Consider the following 20,993-nt stretch of genomic DNA (forward strand, 5'->3'; position numbering starts at 1 on the left):
TGCACGATGACATCGTTCCGTGTTGAATCTCGTTCAGCGAAACTTGGTCCTCGGCTCAAGGATCGTTCTGCATCGCAAGGTGCGGGGGGAGATGTCCGGCAGACGGTTCGGGGGGAGCGTCGGTCGGAATGGTGTCGGGGGTGTCGGTTTCACCGGCACCCCCGTCCCGCGTCCTGGGGGCGGTTGCAGCCCCTCCGCCGACTTCGGTCGGCGTCCCGGTCGGCACTAGCGTGGCCGGGTCGTGAACAAGGAGCCAGGCGTGTCCGCAACCCCGATCCGTCGTCGAGCCACCCGCGTGGTGGCCCTGGCGGCCGTCTCCCTCATCATGCTCGGGGGCTGCAGCGCCGCTCAGCGCGCCCCCAGCAGCTACGACGGGGCCCGGGACAACTTCATCGAGGGCTGCGAGAGCGTCGCCAAGTCCGACAACAGCAACGCCGATGCCAAGGGCCAGGCCGACGTCACCAAGATCGCGTCGCCCAAGGACTACTGCACCTGCGTCTTCGCGGCGTACAAGAAGAACGTGCCGTACTCCGACTTCAAGAAGACCAAGGCGCGGATGGACGACGAGGGCGGCCCGCTGCCCGACTCGTTCATCAAGGCCTTCAGCTCCTGCAAGGCCGACGCTTCCTGATCCGGCTGGTGGGCCTGCGCTGATCGGCGCGGGCCGCGCCGGTTCCCCGCGCCCGGGCCCTTGCCCAGGCGGTGGGCCTTGCTCAGGCGGTGGGCGGCTCGGCCGGCGGTGACGCCGGCTTGAGCTCGGCGTCGGCCTTGGCCGGCTCGGCGCCCTCGGCCTTCGCCGCCGCCTCGGGCTTGGGGCCCGCTTCGGCGGCCGGCGCGGCCGCCTTCTTCTTCTTGGGCGGGGGCGGGGGCATCAGCTTGGGGAAGCCGATGGCCTGCTCGGGCCAGCGGTTGCGGCTCACCCGGGACAGGCGGTCCATCAAGACGATGGCGGCGGGGTCCTCCTCGGCCGGCTTCACCTCGATGACGCCGGCCTTGGCCATGCGGGTCATGACCTCGCGGCCCAGCTCGGTGCGCACGACGGTGAGCGTGTAGTCGTTGAACTTGCCGATGCCGCCGGTGGAGATGTCGGCGTGCTCGGCGGCGAAGTCGGGGCAGTGGTTGCAGCCCTCTCGGGTCCAGGCGTGGCACTCCTTGAGCGGCACCTCGTGGTACTCGCCGTCGTGCGTCCAGATCTGGAACACGCCCTTGATGTTCATCTTCTTGATGGTCTCGCGCTTGATGCCGTACTTGGCGTCGAACAGCTCGTCGAAGATGCGGTCGTCGAACGTCTTGGAGCAGAGCAGGCCGATGTTGAACTTCACCGGCTTGCCGACCTTGCCGATCTTGCGGGCCCACATGACGGGGGCCGCCGAGGTCTGGCAGCCCATCCCCACGAGGGCCAGGTTCTCGAGCCCCTTCTCCCTGGCCTCGTCGTAGGCGAGCCAGTTGGCGGAGTACGTGTAGCGGCTGCCGGCGGTGGCCAGCACCTCGTCCTTGTTGGTGGCGACCATGGGCTTGGCCCTCCAGCTGGAGCCGTCGCCTTCGAGGCCCGACACCAGGGCGCCGTCGATGTAGCCCTCGTCGAGCAGCCAGATGAGGATGGCCGACACCAGGCCGCCGTCCTGGCCCGTCTCGTGGACGTGGTCGTCGGCGGCACGGACCAGCAGGACCTGCTCGGCGATGCCGTGGATCTCCTCGGTCTCGCGGACCCGAGCGAACAGGTGCTCGTCGGCCGTGGGCTCCCAGTCGCGGAAGCGGGGGCACGCCCGGGTGCAGCTGGTGCAGCCCTTCTGGCCGTGGGTGCAGTCGCCGGGGCCGAGCTCATCTTCGATGTGGAAGGGCTTGTAGCCGCCCTCCTTGTGCTCGTAGCCGATGACGTCGTGGGGGCACGCGATCACGCAGGCGGAGCAGCCGGTGCACAGCCCGGAGGTGATGACCTCCTCGTACAGCTCCTTCCACTGGTGCGTCCAGCGGCCCTCCTCACGGGTGAAGGAGGGCTCGGGAGCAAGGGCGTCGCCGGCGGGGGCTTCGGTCACCGTCATGAGCCGAACCTAGCGGCATCGAACGGGTGGCACGCCCGTTGACCGGCGGGTCAAGATGGGCGCATGGACCTGACCTACCCGCCCGAAGCAGAAGCGTTCCGCACCCAGATCCGGGGCTGGCTGGAGGAGAACCTCCCCGCCGGCTGGTTCGACGAGGGGTTCGAGCAGACCGCCGACGAGAAGAAGGCGTTCAACGAGGCCTGGCCCGCCAAGCTCTACGGCGGCGGTTGGATCTGCGCGTCGTGGCCCAAGGAGTACGGCGGCAAGGGCTTGTCCACCATGGAGAACGTGGTGCTGGCCGAGGAGTTCGCCCGGGCCAAGGCTCCGCTGCGCGCCGACTTCTTCGGCGACACGCTCGTCGGCCCCACCATCCTCCAGCACGGCACCGAGGAGCAGAAGAAGCACTTCCTCCCGGCCATCATGAAGGGCGAGATGGCGTGGTGCCAGGGCTTCTCCGAGCCCGACTCCGGCTCCGACCTGGCCTCGCTGAAGACCACCGCCGTGCTCGACGGCGACGAGTGGGTCATCAACGGCCAGAAGGTCTGGACCACCCAGGCCCAGTTCGCCGACTACTGCTTCCTCCTCGCCCGCACCGACCCCGAGGCGCCCAAGCACAAGGGCATCTCGTACCTGCTCGTGCCGATGCAGCAGGACGGCATCGAGGTGCGCGGCATCGTGCAGCCCGATGGCACCGCCGAGTTCAACGAGGTGTTCTTCACCGACGCCCGCTGCCCCAAGGACAACGTCGTGGGCGGCCTGAACGACGGCTGGAAGGTGGCCAACTCCACCCTCAGCCACGAGCGCGGCATGTCGGCCACCACCGGCTACCGGCGCTTCCAGCAGGAGTTCAACCTCATGGTCGACGAGGCCAAGGCCAACGGCAAGATCAGCGATCCGATCGTGCGCCAGGGCCTGACCCGCTACTACTCCAAGATCCAGATCCTGCGCATCAACGGGCTGCGCGGCCTCACCCAGACGCTCAACGGCACCAAGGACATGGGCGTCATCTCGCTCAGCCTCACCAACAAGATGTTCTGGTCGGAGATGCACCGCGACGCCATGGAGCTGGCGCTGAACATCTTCGGCGCCGCCTCGATGCTCGTCGACAGCGGCCCGGCCAGCGGAGCGTGGCCGGCGGTCATGCGGGCCAAGGGCCGAGACTCGTACAAGCCCAGCCCGATGATGTCGTCGTTCTTCTTCAGCCGGTCCGAGACCATCTGGGGCGGCACCGCCGAGATCCAGCGCAACATCGTCGGCGAGCGCTTCTTGGGCCTCCCGCGCGAGCCCAAGCCCCCGACCCCGGCCAAGTAGCCGCCCTCCGCCGCCCGGCCCGCGTACGGTTGCCGCGGTGGCGGACGAGTCGGCCGGTCCAGACGACGAGGTGCCGGGGGACGATCCGTTCCGCGCGCTCCTCGACCCGGAGTTCGCCCGGGCCGCAACGGTGCGTGAGCCGAGCGCGCAGGACCGCGCCGAGGCGGCCCGGCGCGCCGAGCGCGCCTCGTCGCTCGCGGCCCGGGTGGCCGCCGATGGTGCGGCGCGAGCGCACGAGGCGAGGCGGGTGCGCCGCCGTCAGCGCCGGGGGTGGATCGTGCTCGGCCTGGTCCTGGTGCCGCTGATCGGGCTCGCGGTCTGGCGCATGAGCGTCCACAGCACCGGCTCCGGCGGCGACCTCAGCTCCGGCCACCCCGCCCCCGATCTCTCGGCGGCGCGCTCGCCGCTCGGCAAGCCGCCTCCGTCCCCGCGAGATCCGGGCCCGTTCGCCTTCATCCACTCGCACGCCGACGGCTCGCCCGTGACCTGGGACCCGTGCCGGCCGATCCGCTACGTCGTCAACCCGGCCGGAGCACCGGCGTCGGGTGACGAGGTGATCCGCGGTGCCATCCGGCGCACCTCGGAGGCGACGGGGCTCGAGTTCGAGGCGGCAGGGGAGACCGACGAGGCGGCATCGGTGAACCGACCGCCCTTCCAGCCTGGCCGCTACGGCGACCGGTGGGCGCCCGTCCTGATCGCCTGGTCCGACGAGGAGGCCACGCCCGAGCTGGGCGGGGCGGTGGCCGGGTTGACCGTGCCCCTCGCGGCGACCGATCCGCAGCGCGACGAGCTGGCGTACGTGAGCGGCGTCATCATCCTCGACACCGACGTCTTCGCCGGCGCGGGATCGGTGTCGGGCGACCGGGCCCGGGCCATCGTCCAGCACGAGGCCGGCCACCTGGTCGGGCTGGACCACGTCGACGACGCCCACCAGCTCATGTACCCGTCTGCCCGCGAGCGCAGCGCGCTCGACTGGGGCTCGGGCGACCTCGCCGGCCTGCACCAGCTCGGGTCGGGAACCTGCCGCCCCGCCCTCTGAGCTCCCACGGGCGCGAAGCGGCCCGGCGCTGGAGCGCCGGGCCGATCGTCCTTGTGCCCTCGGGGCGATTCGAACGCCCGCACACGCCTCCGGAGGGCGATGCTCTATCCCCTGAGCTACGAGGGCAGGGGTCGTCACCCTAGATCGTGCCCTGCACCTGCCCAAAGCGGTTGGTCCGACGCATCGGTTGGGGAGGCGTGAGAGGGGCGCAGGTAGCCTCGCCAGTCCACACCCGTCCGTCCTGGAAGGACCATCTGCCGTGATCCGCGATGACCTCGCCGAAGCCGTGCGCGGCGCCCTGGTGGCGCTCGCCGTCGAACCGCTTCCGGAGCAGGTCTCGATGGAGCGACCGGCCAACCGGGAGCACGGCGACTGGTCGTCCAACGTGGCGCTGGCCTCGGCCAAGAAGGCCGGCCGCAACCCCCGTGAGCTGGCCGCCCAGCTCGTCGAGCACCTCAACGCCAACCTGCCGAAGCACGTGGTGTCCGTCGAGATCGCCGGTCCCGGCTTCGTGAACTTCCGCCTCGCCCCCACGTGGCTGCACGACGTGCTGTCCGAGGTGGTGGCCTCGGGCGTCGAGTCCTACGCCACGCCCGAGCTGGGCCACGGCGAGAAGGTCATGGTCGAGTTCGTGTCGGCCAACCCCACCGGGCCCATCCACGTCGGCAACGGCTGGTTCGCGTCGTACGGCGATGCCCTCGCCCGGCTCCTGGCCCGCACCGGCCACGTCGTCAGCCGGGAGTACTACGTCAACGACACCGGCGGGCAGATCCGCCGCCTCGGCGCCAGCCTGCTGGCCCACCACAAGGGCGAGCCGGTGCCCGAGGACGGGTACCCCGGTGCGTACGTGGCCGACATCGCCAAGGGCTACGACGGCCCCGACGACGTGACCGTCGCCGGCCAGTGGGCCGCGGAGCGGATCCTCGGTGGCATCCGCACCACCATGGAGTCCATCCACATCCACTACGACGAGTGGTACAGCCAGGCCTCCATCGAGGAGAGCTCGGCGGTGGCCGAGACGGTGGCCGAGCTGCAGGCCAAGGGTCTCGTCACCGAAGAGGACGGCGCCCTCTGGTTCGAGTCGAAGGAGTTCGGCGACCCACGAGAGCGCCGGGTGCTGCGCAAGGGCAACGGCGACTACACGTACCTCGCCGGCGACATCGCCTATCACCGCAACAAGTTCATCACCCGGGGCTTCGACCGGGTCATCAACGTGTGGGGCGCCGACCACCACGGCCAGGTGGCCTCTCTGGTGGCGGGCGTGCAGGCGCTCGGCGTCAGCAAGGACCGCATCGAGGTGCGGCTCGGGCAGATGGTGTCGCTCGCCAGCGGCCGCATGGGCAAGCGGCTCGGCAACGCCGTCGACCTCGATGACATCGTCGCCGACATCGGCGCCGACGCCACCCGGCTCCTCTCGCTGCTGGCCTCGATCGACCAGGCCGTCACCATCGATCTCGAGAAGGTGCGCTCCGAGTCGAAGGAGTCGCCGGTCTTCTACGTGCAGTACGCCCACACCCGGATCGCCTCGATCAACCGGGTGGCGGCCGAGCGCGGCGTCACCCGCCTCCCCGTCGACCAGGTGAGCCTCGGTCTGCTCACCCACGAGCGCGAGCTCGAGCTGCTGCGCACGCTCTCCGAGCTGCCCGACATCGTCCGCATCGCCACCACCGACCGCGCCCCGCACAAGGTCGCCACCTGGGTGCGCGAGCTGGCCGACCGGTTCCACGGCTTCTACCACGACTGCTACGTGATGGGTGATGGGGTCAGCCCCGAGCTCACCCAGGCGCGCCTCTGGCTGGTCGAGTCGGCTCGCATCGGCTTCGCCATCGGCCTCGACCTGCTCGGCGTCAGCGCCCCGGAGTCCATGTGAGCACCCGCACCCCCCTCCTTTCTGGTCGATCTTCCCCCTGGGAGGTGGACGATCGACCACAAGGATCCGCGGCCGTCCGCGCCTCCGATCCTGTGGTCGATCTTCCCCCGGTGGGGTGGACGATCGACCAGGCGACGACGGGGGGTGCCGCGTGAGCGCGCTGCCCTGGGGGCTGCTGCCCGACTCGAGCACGGTCGGGGTCGACGGTCAGCTGCTCGTCGGCGGCTGCGACCTCGCCGAGCTGGCCGAGGAGTTCGGCACGCCGCTGTTCGTCTACGACGAAGCCCAGCTGAAGGCCCGGTGCGCCGAAGCGGTGGCCGCGTTCGGCGACGGGGTGGCCTACGCCACCAAGGCGTTCCTGTGCCGCGCTATGGCGCGCCTGGCCCACGAGCAGGGCATGCACCTCGACGTGGCCAGCGGTGGCGAGCTGGCCGTCGCGCTGTCGGCAGGGGTGCCGGCCGACCGCATCGTCCTCCACGGCAACAACAAGAGCGACGAGGAGCTGATCACCGCTCGCGACGCGGGCGTGGGCCGCATCGTCGTCGACAGCTTCGACGAGCTCGACCGGCTCGAAGGCCTCTTCGGTGCCGACGGCATCGTCCCGCAGATCCTCCTGCGCATCACCCCGGGCGTCGAAGCCCACACCCACGAGTTCGTGATGACCGGCCAGGACGACTCCAAGTTCGGCTTCGGGCTGAAGGTGGGCGACGCGGCCAGGGCGGTCGAGCGGGCCCGGGCCATGGACGCCGTCGAGCTGGTCGGCATCCACGCCCACATCGGCTCGCAGGTGTTCGTGGCCGGGTTCTTCGAGCAGGCCATCGAGGCGCTCGCCCCGTTCGTCAACCAGACGGGGCTCCCCGAGCTCTCCATCGGTGGCGGCATCGGCGTGGCCTACATCGAGGGCGAGGAAGCCCCCAGCATCACCGAGTGGGGCGCGGTGGTCCGCAAGGCCTGCGACCACGCCGGCATCACCGCCCGGGTCTCCGCCGAGCCGGGCCGGGCCATCGCCGCGGCCGCCGGGATCACCGTCTACCGGGTGGGCACCATCAAGGAGGTGCCGAGCATCCGCACCTTCGTGGCCGTCGACGGCGGCTTCATCGACAACCCGCGCCCCGCGCTCTACGGCTCTGGCTACGAGACCTTCGTCCCCGCCGCCGTCACCGCCGACCGCACCGAGGTCGTGCGCCTGGTCGGCAAGCACTGCGAGTCCGGCGACGTCCTGGTGTCCGAGGCCAAGGTGCCCGCCGGGCTGGTCGTCGGCGACCTCATCGCCACGCCGGTCACGGGGGCCTACGGCCGCTCGATGGGCTCCAACTACAACCTGCTGCCGCGTCCCGCCGTGGTGTTCGTGGCCGATGGCCAGGCCCGGCTCGTGATCCGCCGCGAGACCGAGGCCGACCTCCTCGCCACCGACGTCGGCTGACCCGCCGGCCACCTCCCGAACCACCCGGCACGGTTCCACGACGGTGGTGTCCGACATGGGTGCCAGGTCCGATGGGGGTCTGGAACCCGGCAGGGTTCCGGGACGGTGGTGTCCGGGATGGGTGCCAGGTCCGATGGGGGTGGCGTTCTCGTTCGGGGCGCCGTCGGGCCGACCGGTAGCCTCGCTCCGTGAGCGAGACGACCTCTGACAAGTCCGTGGTGCGGGTGGGCGTGCTGGGCTGCGGCAACGTGGGCGCAGCCCTCGTGCAGCTGGTGGCCGACCGTGGCGACGAGATCGCGGCCCGCACCGGCACCAAGCTCGAGATCGCCCGCGTGGCCGTCCGCAGCCTCACCCGGAAGCGGCCCGTGGACCTCGACGAGTCGATCCTCACCCGGGACGCCAACGAGGTGGTCGCCGACCCCGACATCGACGTGGTCGTCGAGGTGATCGGCGGCATCGAGCCGGCCCGGGAGCTGATCCTCGCGGCCATGGCCGCCGGCAAGCCGGTCATCACCGCCAACAAGGAGCTGCTGGCCAACCACGGCGCCGAGCTCTACGCCGCCGCCTCCGCCGCCGGCGTCGACCTGCTGTTCGAGGCGGCCGTGGCCGGCGGCATCCCGATCCTGCGCCCGCTGCGCGAGTCGCTCGCGGGTGAAGACGTGCGCCGCATCATGGGCATCGTCAACGGCACCACCAACTTCATCCTCACCCGCATGTCCGAGCAGGGCACGAGCTACGGCGAGGCGCTGGCCGAGGCCCAGGAGCTGGGCTACGCCGAACGAGACCCCACCGCCGACGTGGAGGGCTTCGACGCCGGGGCCAAGGCGGCCATCCTCGCCTCGCTGGCGTTCGGGGCCAAGGTCGTGGCCGGCGACGTGTACCACGAGGGCATCTCCAACATCTCGGCCATCGACATCGAGTTCGCCGGCCGCCTCGGCTACGTCATCAAGCTGCTGGCCGTGGCCGAGCTGGTGCCCGTGGCCGGTGGTCCCGACGAGGTCGCCGTGCGCGTGCACCCGGCCATGGTCCCGACGTCGCACCCGCTCGCCGGCGTCCGGGACTCGTTCAACGCCGTGTTCGTCGAAGGCGCTGCGGTCGGCGACCTCATGTTCTACGGCCGCGGGGCCGGTGGCGATCCCACCGGGTCGGCCGTGCTGGGCGACCTGGTCGATGCCGCGGGCAACCTCCGCAAGGGCACCCACGCCGACCTCCTCACCCTCACCCGCCGCCCGATCCGTCCCATCGACGAGCTGCACTCCAGCTACTACGTCAACCTCGACGTGGTCGACCGGCCGGGCGTGCTGCGCGCCGTCGCCGAGGCGTTCGAGCGCCACGCGGTCTCCATCCGCTCGCTCGAGCAGGAAGGCGTCGGCGCCGACGCCCGCCTCATCTTCATCACCCACCAGGCTCGCGAGGCCGACGTGCAGGCCACGCTCGAAGACCTGCGGGAGCTCGACGTCATCCACCGGATCACCTCCGTGCTGCGGGTGATCGGCGACGACCAGGAGGCGTGACGTGAAGTACGTGTCCACGCGAGGCCAGGCTCCCGTCCTGGAGTTCGGCGACGTGCTCCTCGCCGGCTTGGCCACCGACGGCGGCCTCTACGTGCCCGACGAGTGGCGCCAGCAGCCCGGGCTGAGCTTCGACGCCAGCTACGTCGACGCCGCGGTCGCCGTGATGGCGCCGTACGTCGCTCCGTCCCTCGACGAGGCCACCTTCCGGGCCATGGTCACCGAGGCGTACGCCACGTTCGACCACCCCGAGGTGTGCCCGGTCCGCCCGATCGACGACGGGCTGTGGCTCCTCGAGCTGTTCTGGGGCCCCACCATCGCGTTCAAGGACGTGGCCCTCCAGCTGGTGGGCCGGCTGTTCGACCACGAGCTCACGGCCAGGGGCGAGCGGGCCACCATCGTCGTGGCCACCTCCGGCGACACCGGCTCTGCGGCCATCGAGGCCTGCCGCGGCCGGTCCAACCTCGACATCGTCGTGCTGCACCCTGCGGGCCGGGTGAGCGACGTGCAGCGCAAGCAGATGACCACGGTCCACGAGCCCAACGTGCACAACGTGGCGGTCGAGGGCACGTTCGACGACTGCCAGGACCTCGTGAAGCAGATGTTCGCCGACGTCGCCTTCCGTGAGACCGTGGGGCTGTCGGCCATGAACTCCATCAACTGGGCGCGGGTGATGGCCCAGGTCGTCTACTACGTCACCTCGGCCAAGGCCGTCGGCGCCGGCGAGCCCGTGTCGTTCTCCGTGCCCACCGGCAACTTCGGCAACGTCTTCGCGGGATGGGTCGCCCGCCGCACCGGCACCCCCATCAGCCAGCTCGTGGTCGGGTCCAACAGCAACGACATCCTCACCCGCTGGCTCGCCACCGGCGTGATGGAGAAGACCGGCGTGCACCCCACCATCAGCCCGAGCATGGACATCCAGGTGTCCTCCAACGCAGAACGCCTCCTCTTCGAGCTCTACGAGCGCAACCCGCTGCTCCTGGCCGACCGCATGGCCGAGTTCAAGGACGAGGGCCGCGTCGAGACGGGTGACACCCGCCTGGCATCGGTCACCGAGGTGTTCGACGGGGCCTCGTTCGACGACGACCAGACCCGGGCCGAGATCCGTCGCACCTACGAGGCCACGGGCGTGGTGCTCGATCCGCACACCGCGGTGGGCGTCGCCGCGGCCCGGGCCGCTCGGCGCGACCCCGACGTGCCGATGATCTGCCTCGCCACCGCCCACCCGGCCAAGTTCCCCGACGCCGTCGAGCAGGCCATCGGCATCCGTCCCGAGCTTCCCGAGCACCTCGCCGACCTGTTCGACCGGCAGGAGTCCTACGAGACCAAGCCGGCCGACCTCGCCGTCCTCGAAGCCCACGTCCAGGCCCTCACCGGCCACTGACCCCTTCGGGTCACCGATGGTTGCCCGGGCGCTGCTCGTGACCTGATCGGGCTCGGTCGGAGCGGCCGGTCGGGGATCGGTGGCAGGCTCGAACCATGGAAAAGGTCGACGGCATCGGTGGGTTCTTCTTCACGGCGGCGGACCCGGCGGCGCTCGGCCGGTGGTACGCCGAGCACCTCGGCGTGGACGAGATCCCGACGTCCTACGACGCCGAGGTGTGGACGCAGGCGGCGGGCCCGACGGCGTTCGCCCCCTTCGGCGCCGAACTCGACGGCCCACCGCTCGGGCCCGCCGGCTGGGGGCTCAACTTCCGCGTCCGCGACCTGCAGGCGATGGTGGCCCAGCTGCGAGCCGCGGGGATCGGTGTCGAGGTGGATCCGGAGGAGTACCCCAACGGCCGGTTCGCCCAGCTGAGCGACCCCGAGGGCAACGCGATCCAGCTCTGGCAGCCGGCCTGATCCCGTGGCGCATCGCTGGTGTATCGTTGGTGTATGGCTCGCACCAACATCGACATCGACGAGGACGCCTGCGCGGCCGTGATGCGGCGCTACGGCTGCAAGACCAAGCGAGATGCGGTCAACCTGGCCTTGCGCGAGGCCGCCCGGAGCATGACCCTCGATGAGGCGCTGGCCATGCGCGGCACCGGCTGGGACGCGGACCTCGACGAGATCCGCTCGGGGATGGGTGCGCCCGAGTCGTGGTGACGCTGATCGACACGTCCGCGTGGATCGAGTACCTCCGCGACGGGAACCTCCGCACCGCCGATGCGGTCGAAGCGCTCCTCGACGATGGAGGAGCGCTCACGGAGCCGGTCGTCATGGAGGTCCTCGCCGGCGCTCGGTCGGGTCGTCACGGCGAGCAGCTGCGTGCACTCCTCGGGCGAGTCGAGCTGCTGGAGGTGACCTCCGAGGACTGGGCGTCGTCGGCGCTCCTCTACCGGATGTGCCGAGTCAACGGTGCGACCGTCCGTTCGATGGTCGACTGCCTGATCGCAGCGGTCGCCGTGCGCCACGACGTGCCCGTGCTCGCCAACGACCGAGACTTCGTCGCCTTGGCCGCCCACACCCCGCTGCGCCTCGCGGCCTGATCGGCCGACCAGACCGAGCTCGGTTCAGTCGGCGGCGGCGACGGCAGGCTCGCCGCCGGCGGCGGGGGCCTCGCCGCTGAACGCTTCCCAGAGGCGGGCGTAGACGCCGTCGGCGGCGATGAGGTCGTGGTGGGTGCCCACCTCGGCGACGAGGCCCTCGTCCATCACCACGATCTTGTCGGCGGTCACCGCGGTGGACAGGCGGTGCGCGATCACCAGCGCGGTGCGACCCGACGCCACCATGCCCATGGCCTCGCTGACCCGGGCCTCGCTCGCCAGGTCGAGGTTGGCGGTGGCCTCGTCGAGCAGGAGGATCTTGGGATCGACCACCTGGGCCCGGGCCAGGGCCAGCAGCTGGCGCTGCCCGGCCGACAGCGACCGGCCCTGTTCGCCCACCACGTGGAGGTAGCCGCCGGGCAGGGCGGCGATGACCTCGTGCGCGCCCACCGAACGGGCGGCGGCCTCCACCCGCGCATCCGACGCGTCGGGCCGCCCGTAGGCGAGGTTGTCGCGGATGGTGCCGGCGAACAGGAAGGCCTCCTGCGGCACCACGCCGAGCTGCTGGCGGTAGCCGGCCAGGTCGAGGGTGCGGATGTCGATCCCGTCGATCAGCACCCGGCCGCCGTCGACGTCGTAGTAGCGGGCGACGAGCTTCTCCAGCGTGGACTTGCCCGCGCCGGTCTCGCCGACGATCGCCACCGTCTCGCCGGGCTCGATGACCAGGTCGACCCCGTGCAGCACCTCGACGCCGGTGGACGAGTAGGAGAACCGCACGTCGTCGAACTCGATGCGCCCGGTGAGCTCCCCGGGCTCGACCGGGTCGGCGGGCTCGGGGATCGATGACGGCTCGGCCAGCAGGCCGCCGATGCGGACGAGGGCCACCCGCGCCTGCTGGTAGGTGTCGAACACCTGGGACAGCTGCTGGATGGGGGAGAAGAAGAGGTCGAGGTAGAGGACGAACGCGATGAGGGCGCCCGAGGTCAGCGACCCGTTGCGCACCAGGGCGGCGCCGCCGGCCAGCACGATGGCACCGGCCACACCCGAGAGGAACTCGACGAACGGGAAGTAGATCGCCACCAGCTGCTGCGCCCGGAGGCGGGCGCCCAGGTAGTCGCGCGAACGGCTGGCGAAGCGCTTGGTGTTCTGGTCCTCCCGGGTGAACGCCTGGGCGACACGGACGTCGGTGAGGCTCTCCTGGAAGTCGGCGTTGACCACGGCCACCTTGTCGCGGGCGTCGTCGTAGGCGGCGCCCGAGCGGCGGCGGAACCAGACGGTGGCGATGACGAGCGGTGGCATGACGATCATCGCCAGGAGGGCCAGCCGCCAGTCCATGACCACGAGGGCGATGCCGACGCCGACGCAGGTGAGCAGGGCGACGACCGCGGTGACCAGGCCGGTCTGGAGGAGCTGGGTGAGCGCCTCGATGTCGGAGGTCATGCGGGTCATGATCCGCCCGCCCATCTCCCGGTCGTAGTAGTCGAGGCCCAGGCGGTGGAGGTGGGAGAACACCTTCACCCGCAGCGACCACAGGGATCGCTCGGCGGTGCGACCGGTGATGAACGTCTCGAACGTCATCACGAAGAAGTCGGCGGTGACCACGAACAGGTAGGCGAGGCTCGCGACCCAGACGGCCTGCATGCTCTGGGGATCGGCGTCGATGCCGGCGTCGATGCCGTGGCGGATGAGCAGGGGCCCGGCGAGCGAGGCCAGCGCGTCGAGCGCCACCAGGCCGAGCCCGAGCGCCAGCTGCTTGCGCCACGGCCGGATGAACCGGGTGAACTTGAACGAGGCGTCCTCGGCCCGAGCGTCGTCGAAGGACTGGTCGGGCGCATCGGTGGCCGCGGGCAGGGCCGCCACCCGGGCCATCAGCTCGGGGGTGGCCGGCATGCCGCCGAGCATCCCGCCGGCACCTCCGCCTCCGCCGCCGCCCATGCCGGCGCCGAGGCTGCCGGTGTCCTGGCGGCCCGCGGCGGCGAGGGCCAGGTCGGTGGCGTCGTCCTCGGTGCCGGTGCGCACCCACAGCGCCGGCGTGATGCCGTCGACGACGGCGGCTTCGGCGGGCGGTTCGGCCATGTTGTCGGGGTCTTCGACCAGCTCGTCGCCGGGGCCGGTGAGCAACAGGCGGTAGAGCCGGCACCGCTCCTGGAGCTCGTCGTGGGTGCCGACGTCGACCACCCGGCCGGCGTCGAGCACCGCGATGCGGTCGGCCAGCAGCAGGGTGGACCGGCGGTGGGCGACCAGGAGCGTGGTACGGCCGGCGAGCACCTCGCGGAGGGTCTGGTGGATCTCGGCCTCGATGCGGCTGTCGACCGCGGACGTGGCGTCGTCGAGCAGCAGGATGCGCGGATCGGCGAGCACGGCGCGCGCGAGGGCGATGCGCTGGCGCTGCCCGCCCGAGAGCGTGAGCCCGCGCTCGCCCACCTCGGTGCCGTACCCGTCGGCCAGGGCGGCGATGAAGTCGTGGGCGCCGGCCACCCGGGCCGCGGCCTCGATGGCCTCGGGAGTGGCTTCGGGGCGTCCGTAGGCGATGTTGGCGCCGATGGAGTCGGAGAAGAGGAACGTGTCCTCGAACACCAGCCCGATCTGCTGGCGCAGCGACGCGATGTCGACGGTGGAGACGTCGGTGCCGTCGACGGTGATGGACCCCGACGTGAGGTCGTAGAACCGGGGGACCAGCAGGGCGATGGTGGACTTGCCCGAGCCGGAGGTGCCCACCAGGGCGAGCGTCTCACCCGGCTCCACCATCAGGTCGAGGTTGCACAGGACCGGCTCGCCGCGGGTGTAGGCGAAGGTGACGTCGCGGAACTCGAGGCGGCCCTCGGTGACCTCGAGCGGCGGAGCGTCGGCGGCGGAGGTGACGGTGGCGGTGGCATCGAGCAGGTCGAACACGCGCTCGACGCCGGCGCGTGCGGCCTGGCCGATGGTGACCAGCCCCGCGAGCATCCGGGCCGGCGCCTGCAGCTGGCTCACGTAGCTGGAGAACGCCAGGAACGTGCCGAGCGAGATGCGCCCTTCGATGGCGAGCCAGCCGCCGAGGGCCAGCACCGCCACCTGGGCGAGCGCCGGCAGGGTCTGCAGCAACGGCTGGAAGCGGGCCTGGAGGCGGACGGCGCGGACGCGGCTGGCGTAGAGGCGCTCGGCCGACTCGGCCAGGCGGGCCACCTCGCGCTCCTCCTGGCCGAACCCCTTGACGACCCGGACCCCGCTGACCGACTCGTCGACCACCCCGGCCACGGCCCCGGCCTGCTGCTGGGCGTCCCACGAGGCAGGGAAGACCGACCGGCGCAGCCGCATCGACACCAGGACCATGATCGGCGTGATGACCAGGGCCACCATCGTGAGCAGCGGGCTGAGCCAGAGCATGGCGGCGAGGGCGACGGCAAGGAACAAGATGTTCGACAGCACCATCGGCAAGAAGGCGAGCAGCCCCTGCACCAGGCCGATGTCGGAGATGGCGCGGCTCACGAGCTGTCCGGTGGACATCTCGTCGTGACGGGCCACGTCGAGGCGCTGGAGGTGGTCGTACACCTCGGTGCGCAGGTCGTTCTGGACGTCGAGGCTCACCCGGCCCGCCCAGTAGCGCCGCACGAACGCGGTGCCGAAGCGGATGGCGGCGAACACGAGCAGCACGATCAGCGACGGGATGATCGGCGAGGTGCCGGCGATGACGACGTCGTCGATGATGAAGCGCTCCACCAACGGGGTGAGCGCAGCGATGACCTGCCCTGCGCCGGCGGCGCCGAGGGCGATGGCCACGTTGCGCCGGTGGGGGCGGAGCGCACCGCCCAGCCGGCGCAACCAGCCGGGTGGGGGAGGTGCGTCTGTCATGCAGGTGGCAGGGTACCGACCACCCCCGACAACGAGGCGGTCAGGCGGACTGACCATCGGCGCGGGGGCAGCCCCCGGCTGCTGATCAGGTCAGCTCGGCGGTGATGGCATCGAGGAGGTCGTCGTACTCGTCGAGCGCGGGGAGCTGCGGGAACTCGGCCTGGACGTTGGCCGGCGAGTGGAAGAGGAAGCCCGCTTCGGCGGCCAGCAGCATGGTGGTGTCGTTGTACGAGTCGCCGGCCGCGATGACCCGGAAGTTGAGCCCGTGCAGCGCTTCGACGGCGTTGCGCTTCGGGTCGGCCATCCGGAGCGTGTACCCCACGACCCGGTCGTCCTCCACCACGAGGCGGTGGCACCAGATGGCCGGCCAGCCGAGCTGGGCCATGAGCGGTTGGGCGAACTGCTCGAACGTGTCCGAGAGGATGACGACCTGGGTGCGCTGGCGGAGCTCGTCGAGGAACTCCTTGGCGCCCGGCAGGGGCGACAGCTGGGCGATGACGTCCTGGACCAGCGACATGGTGAGCCCGTGCTCGGCCATCAGGTCGAGCCGGTACTTCATGAGCACGTCGTAGTCGGGCTCCTCGCGAGTGGTGCGGCGCAGCGCGTCGATGCCGGTGCGCTCGGCCACGGCGATCCAGATCTCGGGGACCAGCACTCCCTCGAGGTCGAGGCAGACGATGGACTGGGTGCGCTCCGCATCGGTCATGGCGACAGCATCCCCCATGGCCACCGTCCCGAGCCACGTCAGCCCGGCGCCGGACTGGTCTGCGCAGCGCTGGTTCGGGCTCGGACCCGTCGGAGCCTCGGGTGCAGCCAGCACCAGTGGACGAAGCCGGTGCGGTCCCGGCTGGGCGCGCCACGAGCCACGTCGTCGTCATCGCCCCGGCGAACTTGTTGCAGCCAGTGCCCTGTGCGTTCCTGGCTGCAACAAGTTCCGTGGGGTGGGCGGGTGGTTCGCGGGTGGGGTGGGGAGGTCGCTACGATGGACAGGTCCCAGTGCACATGGTGCCTGGGCGACGGGGAATCCCCCATGGCGTTCGCAGCCGGGGCTTCGGTTCGAGTCGGTAGCTCATCGACTGCGCGGCCGGGCATGCCACGGGCGCCCCGCACGATGCATCGCTGAAAGAGGCACGAGATGACCGAGCACGTCACCACCAGCAAGGCCGCCGCATGAGCGGGTTCGACATGACCCTCCTCGAGGGCAAGGACCGCGCCGAGCTCGCCGCCATCGCCGAGCAGCTGGGCCAGAAGCCCGGAGCCCGGGCCAAGAAGGCCGACATCGTCTCGCTGATCATGCGCCTCGTGGGCGCCGACGAGGGTGCCGCAGCCGCCGAGGACCCAGGTACCGACACCGACGCGCCCGACAGTGCCGAAGGGGCCGAGACCTCCGAGCCCGCCGACGAGCCGCAGGGCGACGAGGCGTCCGACGACGATGACGACAGCGACTCCGAGGGCGCACCGGCCGACGACGCCGAGCCCGCCGACGAGGCCGGAGCCGGCGATGACGACGACGCGCCCGCCGGGCAGGGTCGGCGCGGCGGCGGCCGCAACGGCAACGCTGGTCAGAACAACAACCAGCGCGACCAGGTCGAGCAGGGGAACCAGCGGGATCAGGGGAACCAGCGCGATCAGGGGAACCAGCGCGATCAGGGGAACCAGCGGGATCAGGGCAACCAGCGCGATCAGGGCAACCAGCGCGATCAGGGCAACCAGCAAGACGGCGGCCAGAACGCCAACCAGGGCGGCAACGGCGGGGGCGACGGCCAAGACGGCGACCTCGAGTCGGGCAACCGGCGCCGGCGCCGTCGGGGCCGCGACCGCGACCGCCGTCCTGAGGGCGACGACCAGGTCCAGCCCGAGCCCATCGCGGTCGAGGGCATGGTCGACCTGCGTGACGAGGGCTACGGCTTCCTCCGCCTGCACGGCTTCCTCCCGTCCCGCGACGACGCCTACATCTCGGTCAAGCAGACCCGGCAGTTCGGCCTGCGCACCGGCGACATGGTCAGCGGCAAGAGCCGTCCCCCGGCGCGCAACGAGAAGAACCCGGCGCTGCTCCAGGTCGACACGGTCAACGGCCACGAGGCCCACAACCAGCCGCCCCGTCCCAAGTACGAGGACCTGACGGCGCTCTTCCCCGATCAGCGCCTCACGCTCGAGCTGCCCGATGATCCGAGCAACACCACGGTGCGGATCATCGACCTGCTCTCGCCCATCGGCAAGGGCACCCGCGGCCTGATCGTGTCGCCGCCGAAGGCCGGCAAGACCACGATCGTCAAGAACGTCGTGCGGTCCATCGAGGTCAACCACCCCGAGGTCGAGCTGATCGTGCTGCTGGTCGACGAGCGGCCCGAAGAGGTCACCGACATGAAGCGGTGGCTGCTGCGAGGCAGCGTCGCGGCGTCCACCTTCGACCGTCCGGCCGAGGAGCACACCGCGGTCGCCGAGCTGGTGATCGAGCGGGCCAAGCGCCTGGTCGAGAGCGGCAAGGACGTCGTGGTGGTGCTCGACGGCATCACCCGCCTGGCCCGCGCCTACAACCTGGCCGCCCCCGCTGGTGGCCGCACCATGGCCGGCGGCATCGAGACGAGCGCCCTGTACCCGCCCAAGAAGTTCTTCGGTGCGGCCCGCAACGCCGAGGAGGGCGGCTCGCTCACCATCCTCGCCACGGCCCTGGTCGAGACGAACACCCGCATGGACGAGGTGATCTTCGAGGAGTTCAAGGGCACCGGCAACATGGAGCTCAAGCTCGACCGCCGCCTGGCCGAGCGCCGGGTGTTCCCGGCGATCGACGTCGATGCCTCTTCCACCCGCCACGAGGAGCTCCTCTTCGACCGGGCGCAGCTCAAGCAGATCGTGAAGCTGCGCCGGGTCCTCGGCGGCCTCAAGGACGAGACCGGCTCCAACGCAGCCGGGCTCGAGATGCTCACCGAGCGCCTCGGCTCGTTCAAGACCAACGCCGAGTTCCTGGCCGAGATCGCCAAGGGCTGAGCCCCAGCAGCCGCTGCCCTCGCCCCCTGGTCACAGGCCTCGGGAATAGGGCGTGGTTGTTCCATTTGGAAGACAACACGCAAACCGCCACACTGGAGTCATCATGAAGGCCGACATCCATCCCGACTACGTGGTCACGCAGGTCAAGTGCTCCTGCGGGAACACGTTCACCACGCACTCCACGCAGGCGGCCATCTCGGTCGAGCTCTGCAACGAGTGCCACCCGTTCTACACAGGCAAGCAGAAGCTGGTCGACACGGGTGGCCGCATCGATCGGTTCGAGCGCCGCTACGGCCGTCGTCCCGGTTCCACGGTCACCACCGAGAACATCGACGCTGCCTCCAACTAGCTCACAAGCTCGTCGACGATTCCGCCAGGTCTCCTGGCGGAATCGCCGCGTCTGGACCCGATGAACGACGACATCGACCCCCGCGCCGGACTGCTAGCCGCCAAGCTCGGCGCGCTGGTCCGAGGCCGGTGGGCCGACGTCGCCGCCTCGGCGCGCCCGGGTACCTTCCCGGGCGGGGCCACGCTCCTCGACGCCGAGGGCGGCCGGGTGTGGATCCTGCTCGACGAGGATGCCGACCGCCGGCTCGGGGCCGCCCTGGCCGTGGCCCAGCGGGCGCAGGCCGCCGAGCTGCACCTGCTGGTCGACGACGCCGTGGCCGGTGGCGTGCTGGCGCGCCGAGCCGCGCTGTTCGCCGATGGCCCCACGGTCTGGGCCGTCACCGGCCGAGAACTGTCCGTGGTGGAGCCCGCCCCGCCGGCGGTCGACCCGGCGCCGTCGCCGGGGGCCGAGCTGTACCGCCCGGTCCTGACCGCCGCTGGGCTCGAGGCGGTGGTCGAGGACGGCAACCTGCTGGGCGAGCTGCTCGGCCTCGAGGTGGCGCGCGTGGTGGCCGACGACGCCGATGTCGCCCACATCGAGGTGGGCGTCGGCCGGTTCGACCGCGAGGTCGGGGCCATGATGTTCGCCGAGCTGGCCGAGGCCGATGCGCTGAGCCGGGCGATCGACTTCGTCGCCGCGGTGCGCGCGCCCGATGCGCAGCGCCATCCCCTCAACCAGCTGGTGCCCGAGCGCTGGCTGCGAGCCGTGATCGTGGCCGACCCGGGGCTGGTGGGGGCGGCCCACCTGCGATCGGTCGGGTCGGCGGTGCCCCGCCGCAACCTCAAGGAGCCCGGTGTGGCCACGGCCGTGGGTGAGGACCTCGACGGCCGTCCCCTCGTCGTCACCTGCTCCACGGGCGTCGACCTCGAGCTCGTCCCCAGCGCCGCCGACGATCGCTTCACCCACGCACCGGGTGCCCGGCTGGTCCTGGCGGTCCCGTCGCGCGACGCCCTGCCCGTCACCACCGAGCTGGCCCACCACCTGGTCCAGCCGGCCGAGGTGGTCCCCGTGGCCGACGCCTGGCGCGACGTGCAGCCCGGGGGAGCGGGCTGATGCTCGGACGACTCGAAGGGCTGGAGCGCGAGTTCGCCGACGTGGAGGCGCGCCTCGCCGATCCCGACGTCTTCGCCGACCAGGACAAGTACCGCGAGCTGGCCAAGCGCCACCACGAGCTGGGCGCCATCGTGAGCCGCAGCACCGAGCTGCGCCAGCGCACCGAAGATGCCGAGACGGCCCGCGAGATGCTCACCGACCTGGCCGGTGACGACCGGGAGATGATGCGCGTCGAGGCCGCCGAGGCCGATGCCGACATCGCCCGCCTCACCTCGGAGCTCGAGCTGCTCCTGCTGCCCAAGGACCCCAACGACGGGCGCAACGTCATCGTCGAGATCCGCGGCGCCGAGGGCGGCGAGGAGGCCAACCTCTTCGCCCGGGACCTGTTCGGGATGTACCAGGGGTACGCCCAGCGCCAGGGCTGGAAGCTCGAGGTCCTCAACGCCGTGCCGTCCGACATGGGCGGGTACAACGAGGTCACCTTCTCCCTCGCCGGCGACAGCGTGTGGACCCGCATGAAGCACGAGGGCGGCCCGCACCGGGTGCAGCGCGTGCCGGTCACGGAGTCGCAGGGCCGGATCCACACCTCGTCGGCCACGGTGACGGTCCTGCCCGAGGCGGCCGAGGTCGAGGTCGACATCGATCCCAACGACCTCCAGGTCGACTACTACCGGTCGTCGGGGCCGGGCGGGCAGTCGGTCAACACCACCGACTCCGCGGTGCGGCTCACCCACAAGCCCACCGGCGTGACGGTGTCGATGCAGGACCAGAAGAGCCAGCTCCAGAACAAGGCCAAGGCGATGATCGTCCTGAAGTCGCGGCTGCTCAAGCTCGAGCAGGACCGCCAGCGAGACGAGCTGTCCGAAGCGCGCAAGGACCAGGTGGGCGGCGGGGGCCGGTCCGAGAAGATCCGGACCTACAACTTCAAGGAGAACCGGGTCTCCGACCACCGCATCGGCCTCACCATCTACAAGCTGGAGAAGGTCCTGTCCGGCGAGCTCGACGACGTCAGCGATGCCCTGGTCCAAGACGAGCAGACCCGTCGCCTGACCGAGGGCGACTGAGCCCG

Annotated in this window: 17 protein-coding genes and 1 tRNA gene; 14 read left to right on the forward strand and 4 right to left on the reverse strand. The window is 71.1% G+C overall.

Translation table 11 applies throughout. From position 1 onward, the window contains the following. The first annotated feature begins 259 nt into the window (after positions 1-259). Positions 260-631: a hypothetical protein gene (locus tag ACPPVX_RS16710; protein WP_426571708.1), complete on the forward strand. Its 372-nt coding sequence runs from the start codon at positions 260-262 to the stop codon at positions 629-631. Positions 632-713: 82 nt separating this feature from the next. Here ACPPVX_RS16710 and ACPPVX_RS16715 read toward each other — a convergent pair whose 3' ends face one another. Beyond that, a complete protein-coding gene (locus tag ACPPVX_RS16715; protein WP_426571709.1) occupies positions 714-2,042 on the reverse strand; it encodes a Coenzyme F420 hydrogenase/dehydrogenase, beta subunit C-terminal domain in 1,329 nt (442 codons plus the stop codon). 63 nt (positions 2,043-2,105) lie between these two features. Between ACPPVX_RS16715 and ACPPVX_RS16720 the strand changes: the two genes are divergently transcribed. Together ACPPVX_RS16720 and ACPPVX_RS16725 are read left to right on the forward strand one after the other, a co-directional pair. Then, positions 2,106-3,353, forward strand: coding sequence for an acyl-CoA dehydrogenase family protein (locus tag ACPPVX_RS16720; protein ID WP_426571710.1), 1,248 nt, complete (start codon positions 2,106-2,108; stop codon positions 3,351-3,353). 37 nt (positions 3,354-3,390) lie between these two features. Beyond that, positions 3,391-4,392 (forward strand): matrixin family metalloprotease, encoded by a 1,002-nt coding sequence (locus ACPPVX_RS16725; protein ID WP_426571711.1) that lies wholly within the window; start codon positions 3,391-3,393, stop codon positions 4,390-4,392. A gap of 54 nt (positions 4,393-4,446) precedes the next feature. Here the strand turns inward: ACPPVX_RS16725 and ACPPVX_RS16730 are convergent. Beyond that, positions 4,447-4,518, reverse strand: a tRNA-Arg gene (locus tag ACPPVX_RS16730). Positions 4,519-4,651: 133 nt separating this feature from the next. On the opposite strand from ACPPVX_RS16730, the gene argS reads away from it, so the two are divergent. The 7 genes from argS (at position 4,652) to vapC (ending at position 11,667) form a co-directional block, all read left to right on the forward strand. Next, a complete protein-coding gene (argS, locus tag ACPPVX_RS16735; protein ID WP_426571712.1) occupies positions 4,652-6,262 on the forward strand; it encodes an arginine--tRNA ligase in 1,611 nt (536 codons plus the stop codon). A 151-nt stretch (positions 6,263-6,413) separates the two neighbouring features. Next, positions 6,414-7,685 carry a diaminopimelate decarboxylase gene (lysA, locus tag ACPPVX_RS16740; protein ID WP_426571713.1) on the forward strand — a complete coding sequence of 424 codons (1,272 nt, stop codon included), beginning with the start codon at positions 6,414-6,416 and terminating at the stop codon, positions 7,683-7,685. A 188-nt stretch (positions 7,686-7,873) separates the two neighbouring features. Continuing rightward, positions 7,874-9,199: a homoserine dehydrogenase gene (locus ACPPVX_RS16745; RefSeq protein ID WP_426571714.1), complete on the forward strand. Its 1,326-nt coding sequence runs from the start codon at positions 7,874-7,876 to the stop codon at positions 9,197-9,199. A 1-nt stretch (position 9,200) separates the two neighbouring features. Then, complete coding sequence (gene thrC, locus ACPPVX_RS16750; protein WP_426571715.1) at positions 9,201-10,580, forward strand: threonine synthase; 1,380 nt, start codon at positions 9,201-9,203, stop codon at positions 10,578-10,580. A gap of 95 nt (positions 10,581-10,675) precedes the next feature. Further along, positions 10,676-11,038 carry a VOC family protein gene (locus ACPPVX_RS16755; protein ID WP_426571716.1) on the forward strand — a complete coding sequence of 121 codons (363 nt, stop codon included), beginning with the start codon at positions 10,676-10,678 and terminating at the stop codon, positions 11,036-11,038. 33 nt (positions 11,039-11,071) lie between these two features. After that, the gene (locus ACPPVX_RS16760) at positions 11,072-11,284 is read left to right on the forward strand and encodes a type II toxin-antitoxin system VapB family antitoxin (protein WP_426571717.1); all 213 of its coding nucleotides are present in this window, start codon (positions 11,072-11,074) and stop codon (positions 11,282-11,284) included. Further along, positions 11,278-11,667 carry a type II toxin-antitoxin system VapC family toxin gene (gene vapC, locus ACPPVX_RS16765; protein WP_426571718.1) on the forward strand — a complete coding sequence of 130 codons (390 nt, stop codon included), beginning with the start codon at positions 11,278-11,280 and terminating at the stop codon, positions 11,665-11,667. Before ACPPVX_RS16760 ends, vapC begins: the two co-directional genes overlap by 7 nt. A gap of 24 nt (positions 11,668-11,691) precedes the next feature. Here vapC and ACPPVX_RS16770 read toward each other — a convergent pair whose 3' ends face one another. Together ACPPVX_RS16770 and thrH are read right to left on the reverse strand one after the other, a co-directional pair. Further along, positions 11,692-15,495, reverse strand: coding sequence for an ABC transporter ATP-binding protein (locus ACPPVX_RS16770; protein WP_426571719.1), 3,804 nt, complete (start codon positions 15,493-15,495; stop codon positions 11,692-11,694). 85 nt (positions 15,496-15,580) lie between these two features. Next, positions 15,581-16,201 carry a bifunctional phosphoserine phosphatase/homoserine phosphotransferase ThrH gene (thrH, locus tag ACPPVX_RS16775; protein ID WP_426571720.1) on the reverse strand — a complete coding sequence of 207 codons (621 nt, stop codon included), beginning with the start codon at positions 16,199-16,201 and terminating at the stop codon, positions 15,581-15,583. 464 nt (positions 16,202-16,665) lie between these two features. Between thrH and rho the strand changes: the two genes are divergently transcribed. The 4 genes from rho (at position 16,666) to prfA (ending at position 20,988) form a co-directional block, all read left to right on the forward strand. Then, positions 16,666-18,483: a transcription termination factor Rho gene (rho, locus tag ACPPVX_RS16780; RefSeq protein WP_426571721.1), complete on the forward strand. Its 1,818-nt coding sequence runs from the start codon at positions 16,666-16,668 to the stop codon at positions 18,481-18,483. A gap of 103 nt (positions 18,484-18,586) precedes the next feature. After that, positions 18,587-18,832 (forward strand): 50S ribosomal protein L31, encoded by a 246-nt coding sequence (rpmE, locus tag ACPPVX_RS16785; protein WP_426571722.1) that lies wholly within the window; start codon positions 18,587-18,589, stop codon positions 18,830-18,832. A 60-nt stretch (positions 18,833-18,892) separates the two neighbouring features. Continuing rightward, positions 18,893-19,924, forward strand: a complete 1,032-nt coding sequence (locus ACPPVX_RS16790) for a hypothetical protein (RefSeq protein ID WP_426571723.1) — start codon at positions 18,893-18,895, stop codon at positions 19,922-19,924. Continuing rightward, positions 19,924-20,988, forward strand: coding sequence for a peptide chain release factor 1 (gene prfA, locus ACPPVX_RS16795; RefSeq protein WP_426571724.1), 1,065 nt, complete (start codon positions 19,924-19,926; stop codon positions 20,986-20,988). Before ACPPVX_RS16790 ends, prfA begins: the two co-directional genes overlap by 1 nt. Positions 20,989-20,993: the final 5 nt, after the last annotated feature.

The organism is Aquihabitans sp. McL0605 (assembly GCF_049993875.1).
Taxonomy (GTDB): domain Bacteria; phylum Actinomycetota; class Acidimicrobiia; order Acidimicrobiales; family Iamiaceae; genus Aquihabitans.

Bases quoted from the DNA above. Each gene is read 5' to 3' on its own strand.
- ACPPVX_RS16720 (WP_426571710.1), top strand. From the start codon at position 2,106: ATGGACCTGACCTACCCGCCCGAAGCAGAAGCGTTCCGCACCCAGATC.
- rpmE (WP_426571722.1), top strand. From the start codon at position 18,587: ATGAAGGCCGACATCCATCCCGACTACGTGGTCACGCAGGTCAAGTGC.
- ACPPVX_RS16760 (WP_426571717.1), top strand. From the start codon at position 11,072: ATGGCTCGCACCAACATCGACATCGACGAGGACGCCTGCGCGGCCGTG.
- thrH (WP_426571720.1), bottom strand. From the start codon at position 16,201: ATGACCGATGCGGAGCGCACCCAGTCCATCGTCTGCCTCGACCTCGAG.
- prfA (WP_426571724.1), top strand. From the start codon at position 19,924: ATGCTCGGACGACTCGAAGGGCTGGAGCGCGAGTTCGCCGACGTGGAG.
- ACPPVX_RS16715 (WP_426571709.1), bottom strand. From the start codon at position 2,042: ATGACGGTGACCGAAGCCCCCGCCGGCGACGCCCTTGCTCCCGAGCCC.
- ACPPVX_RS16790 (WP_426571723.1), top strand. From the start codon at position 18,893: ATGAACGACGACATCGACCCCCGCGCCGGACTGCTAGCCGCCAAGCTC.
- ACPPVX_RS16770 (WP_426571719.1), bottom strand. From the start codon at position 15,495: ATGACAGACGCACCTCCCCCACCCGGCTGGTTGCGCCGGCTGGGCGGT.
- rho (WP_426571721.1), top strand. From the start codon at position 16,666: ATGAGCGGGTTCGACATGACCCTCCTCGAGGGCAAGGACCGCGCCGAG.
- ACPPVX_RS16755 (WP_426571716.1), top strand. From the start codon at position 10,676: ATGGAAAAGGTCGACGGCATCGGTGGGTTCTTCTTCACGGCGGCGGAC.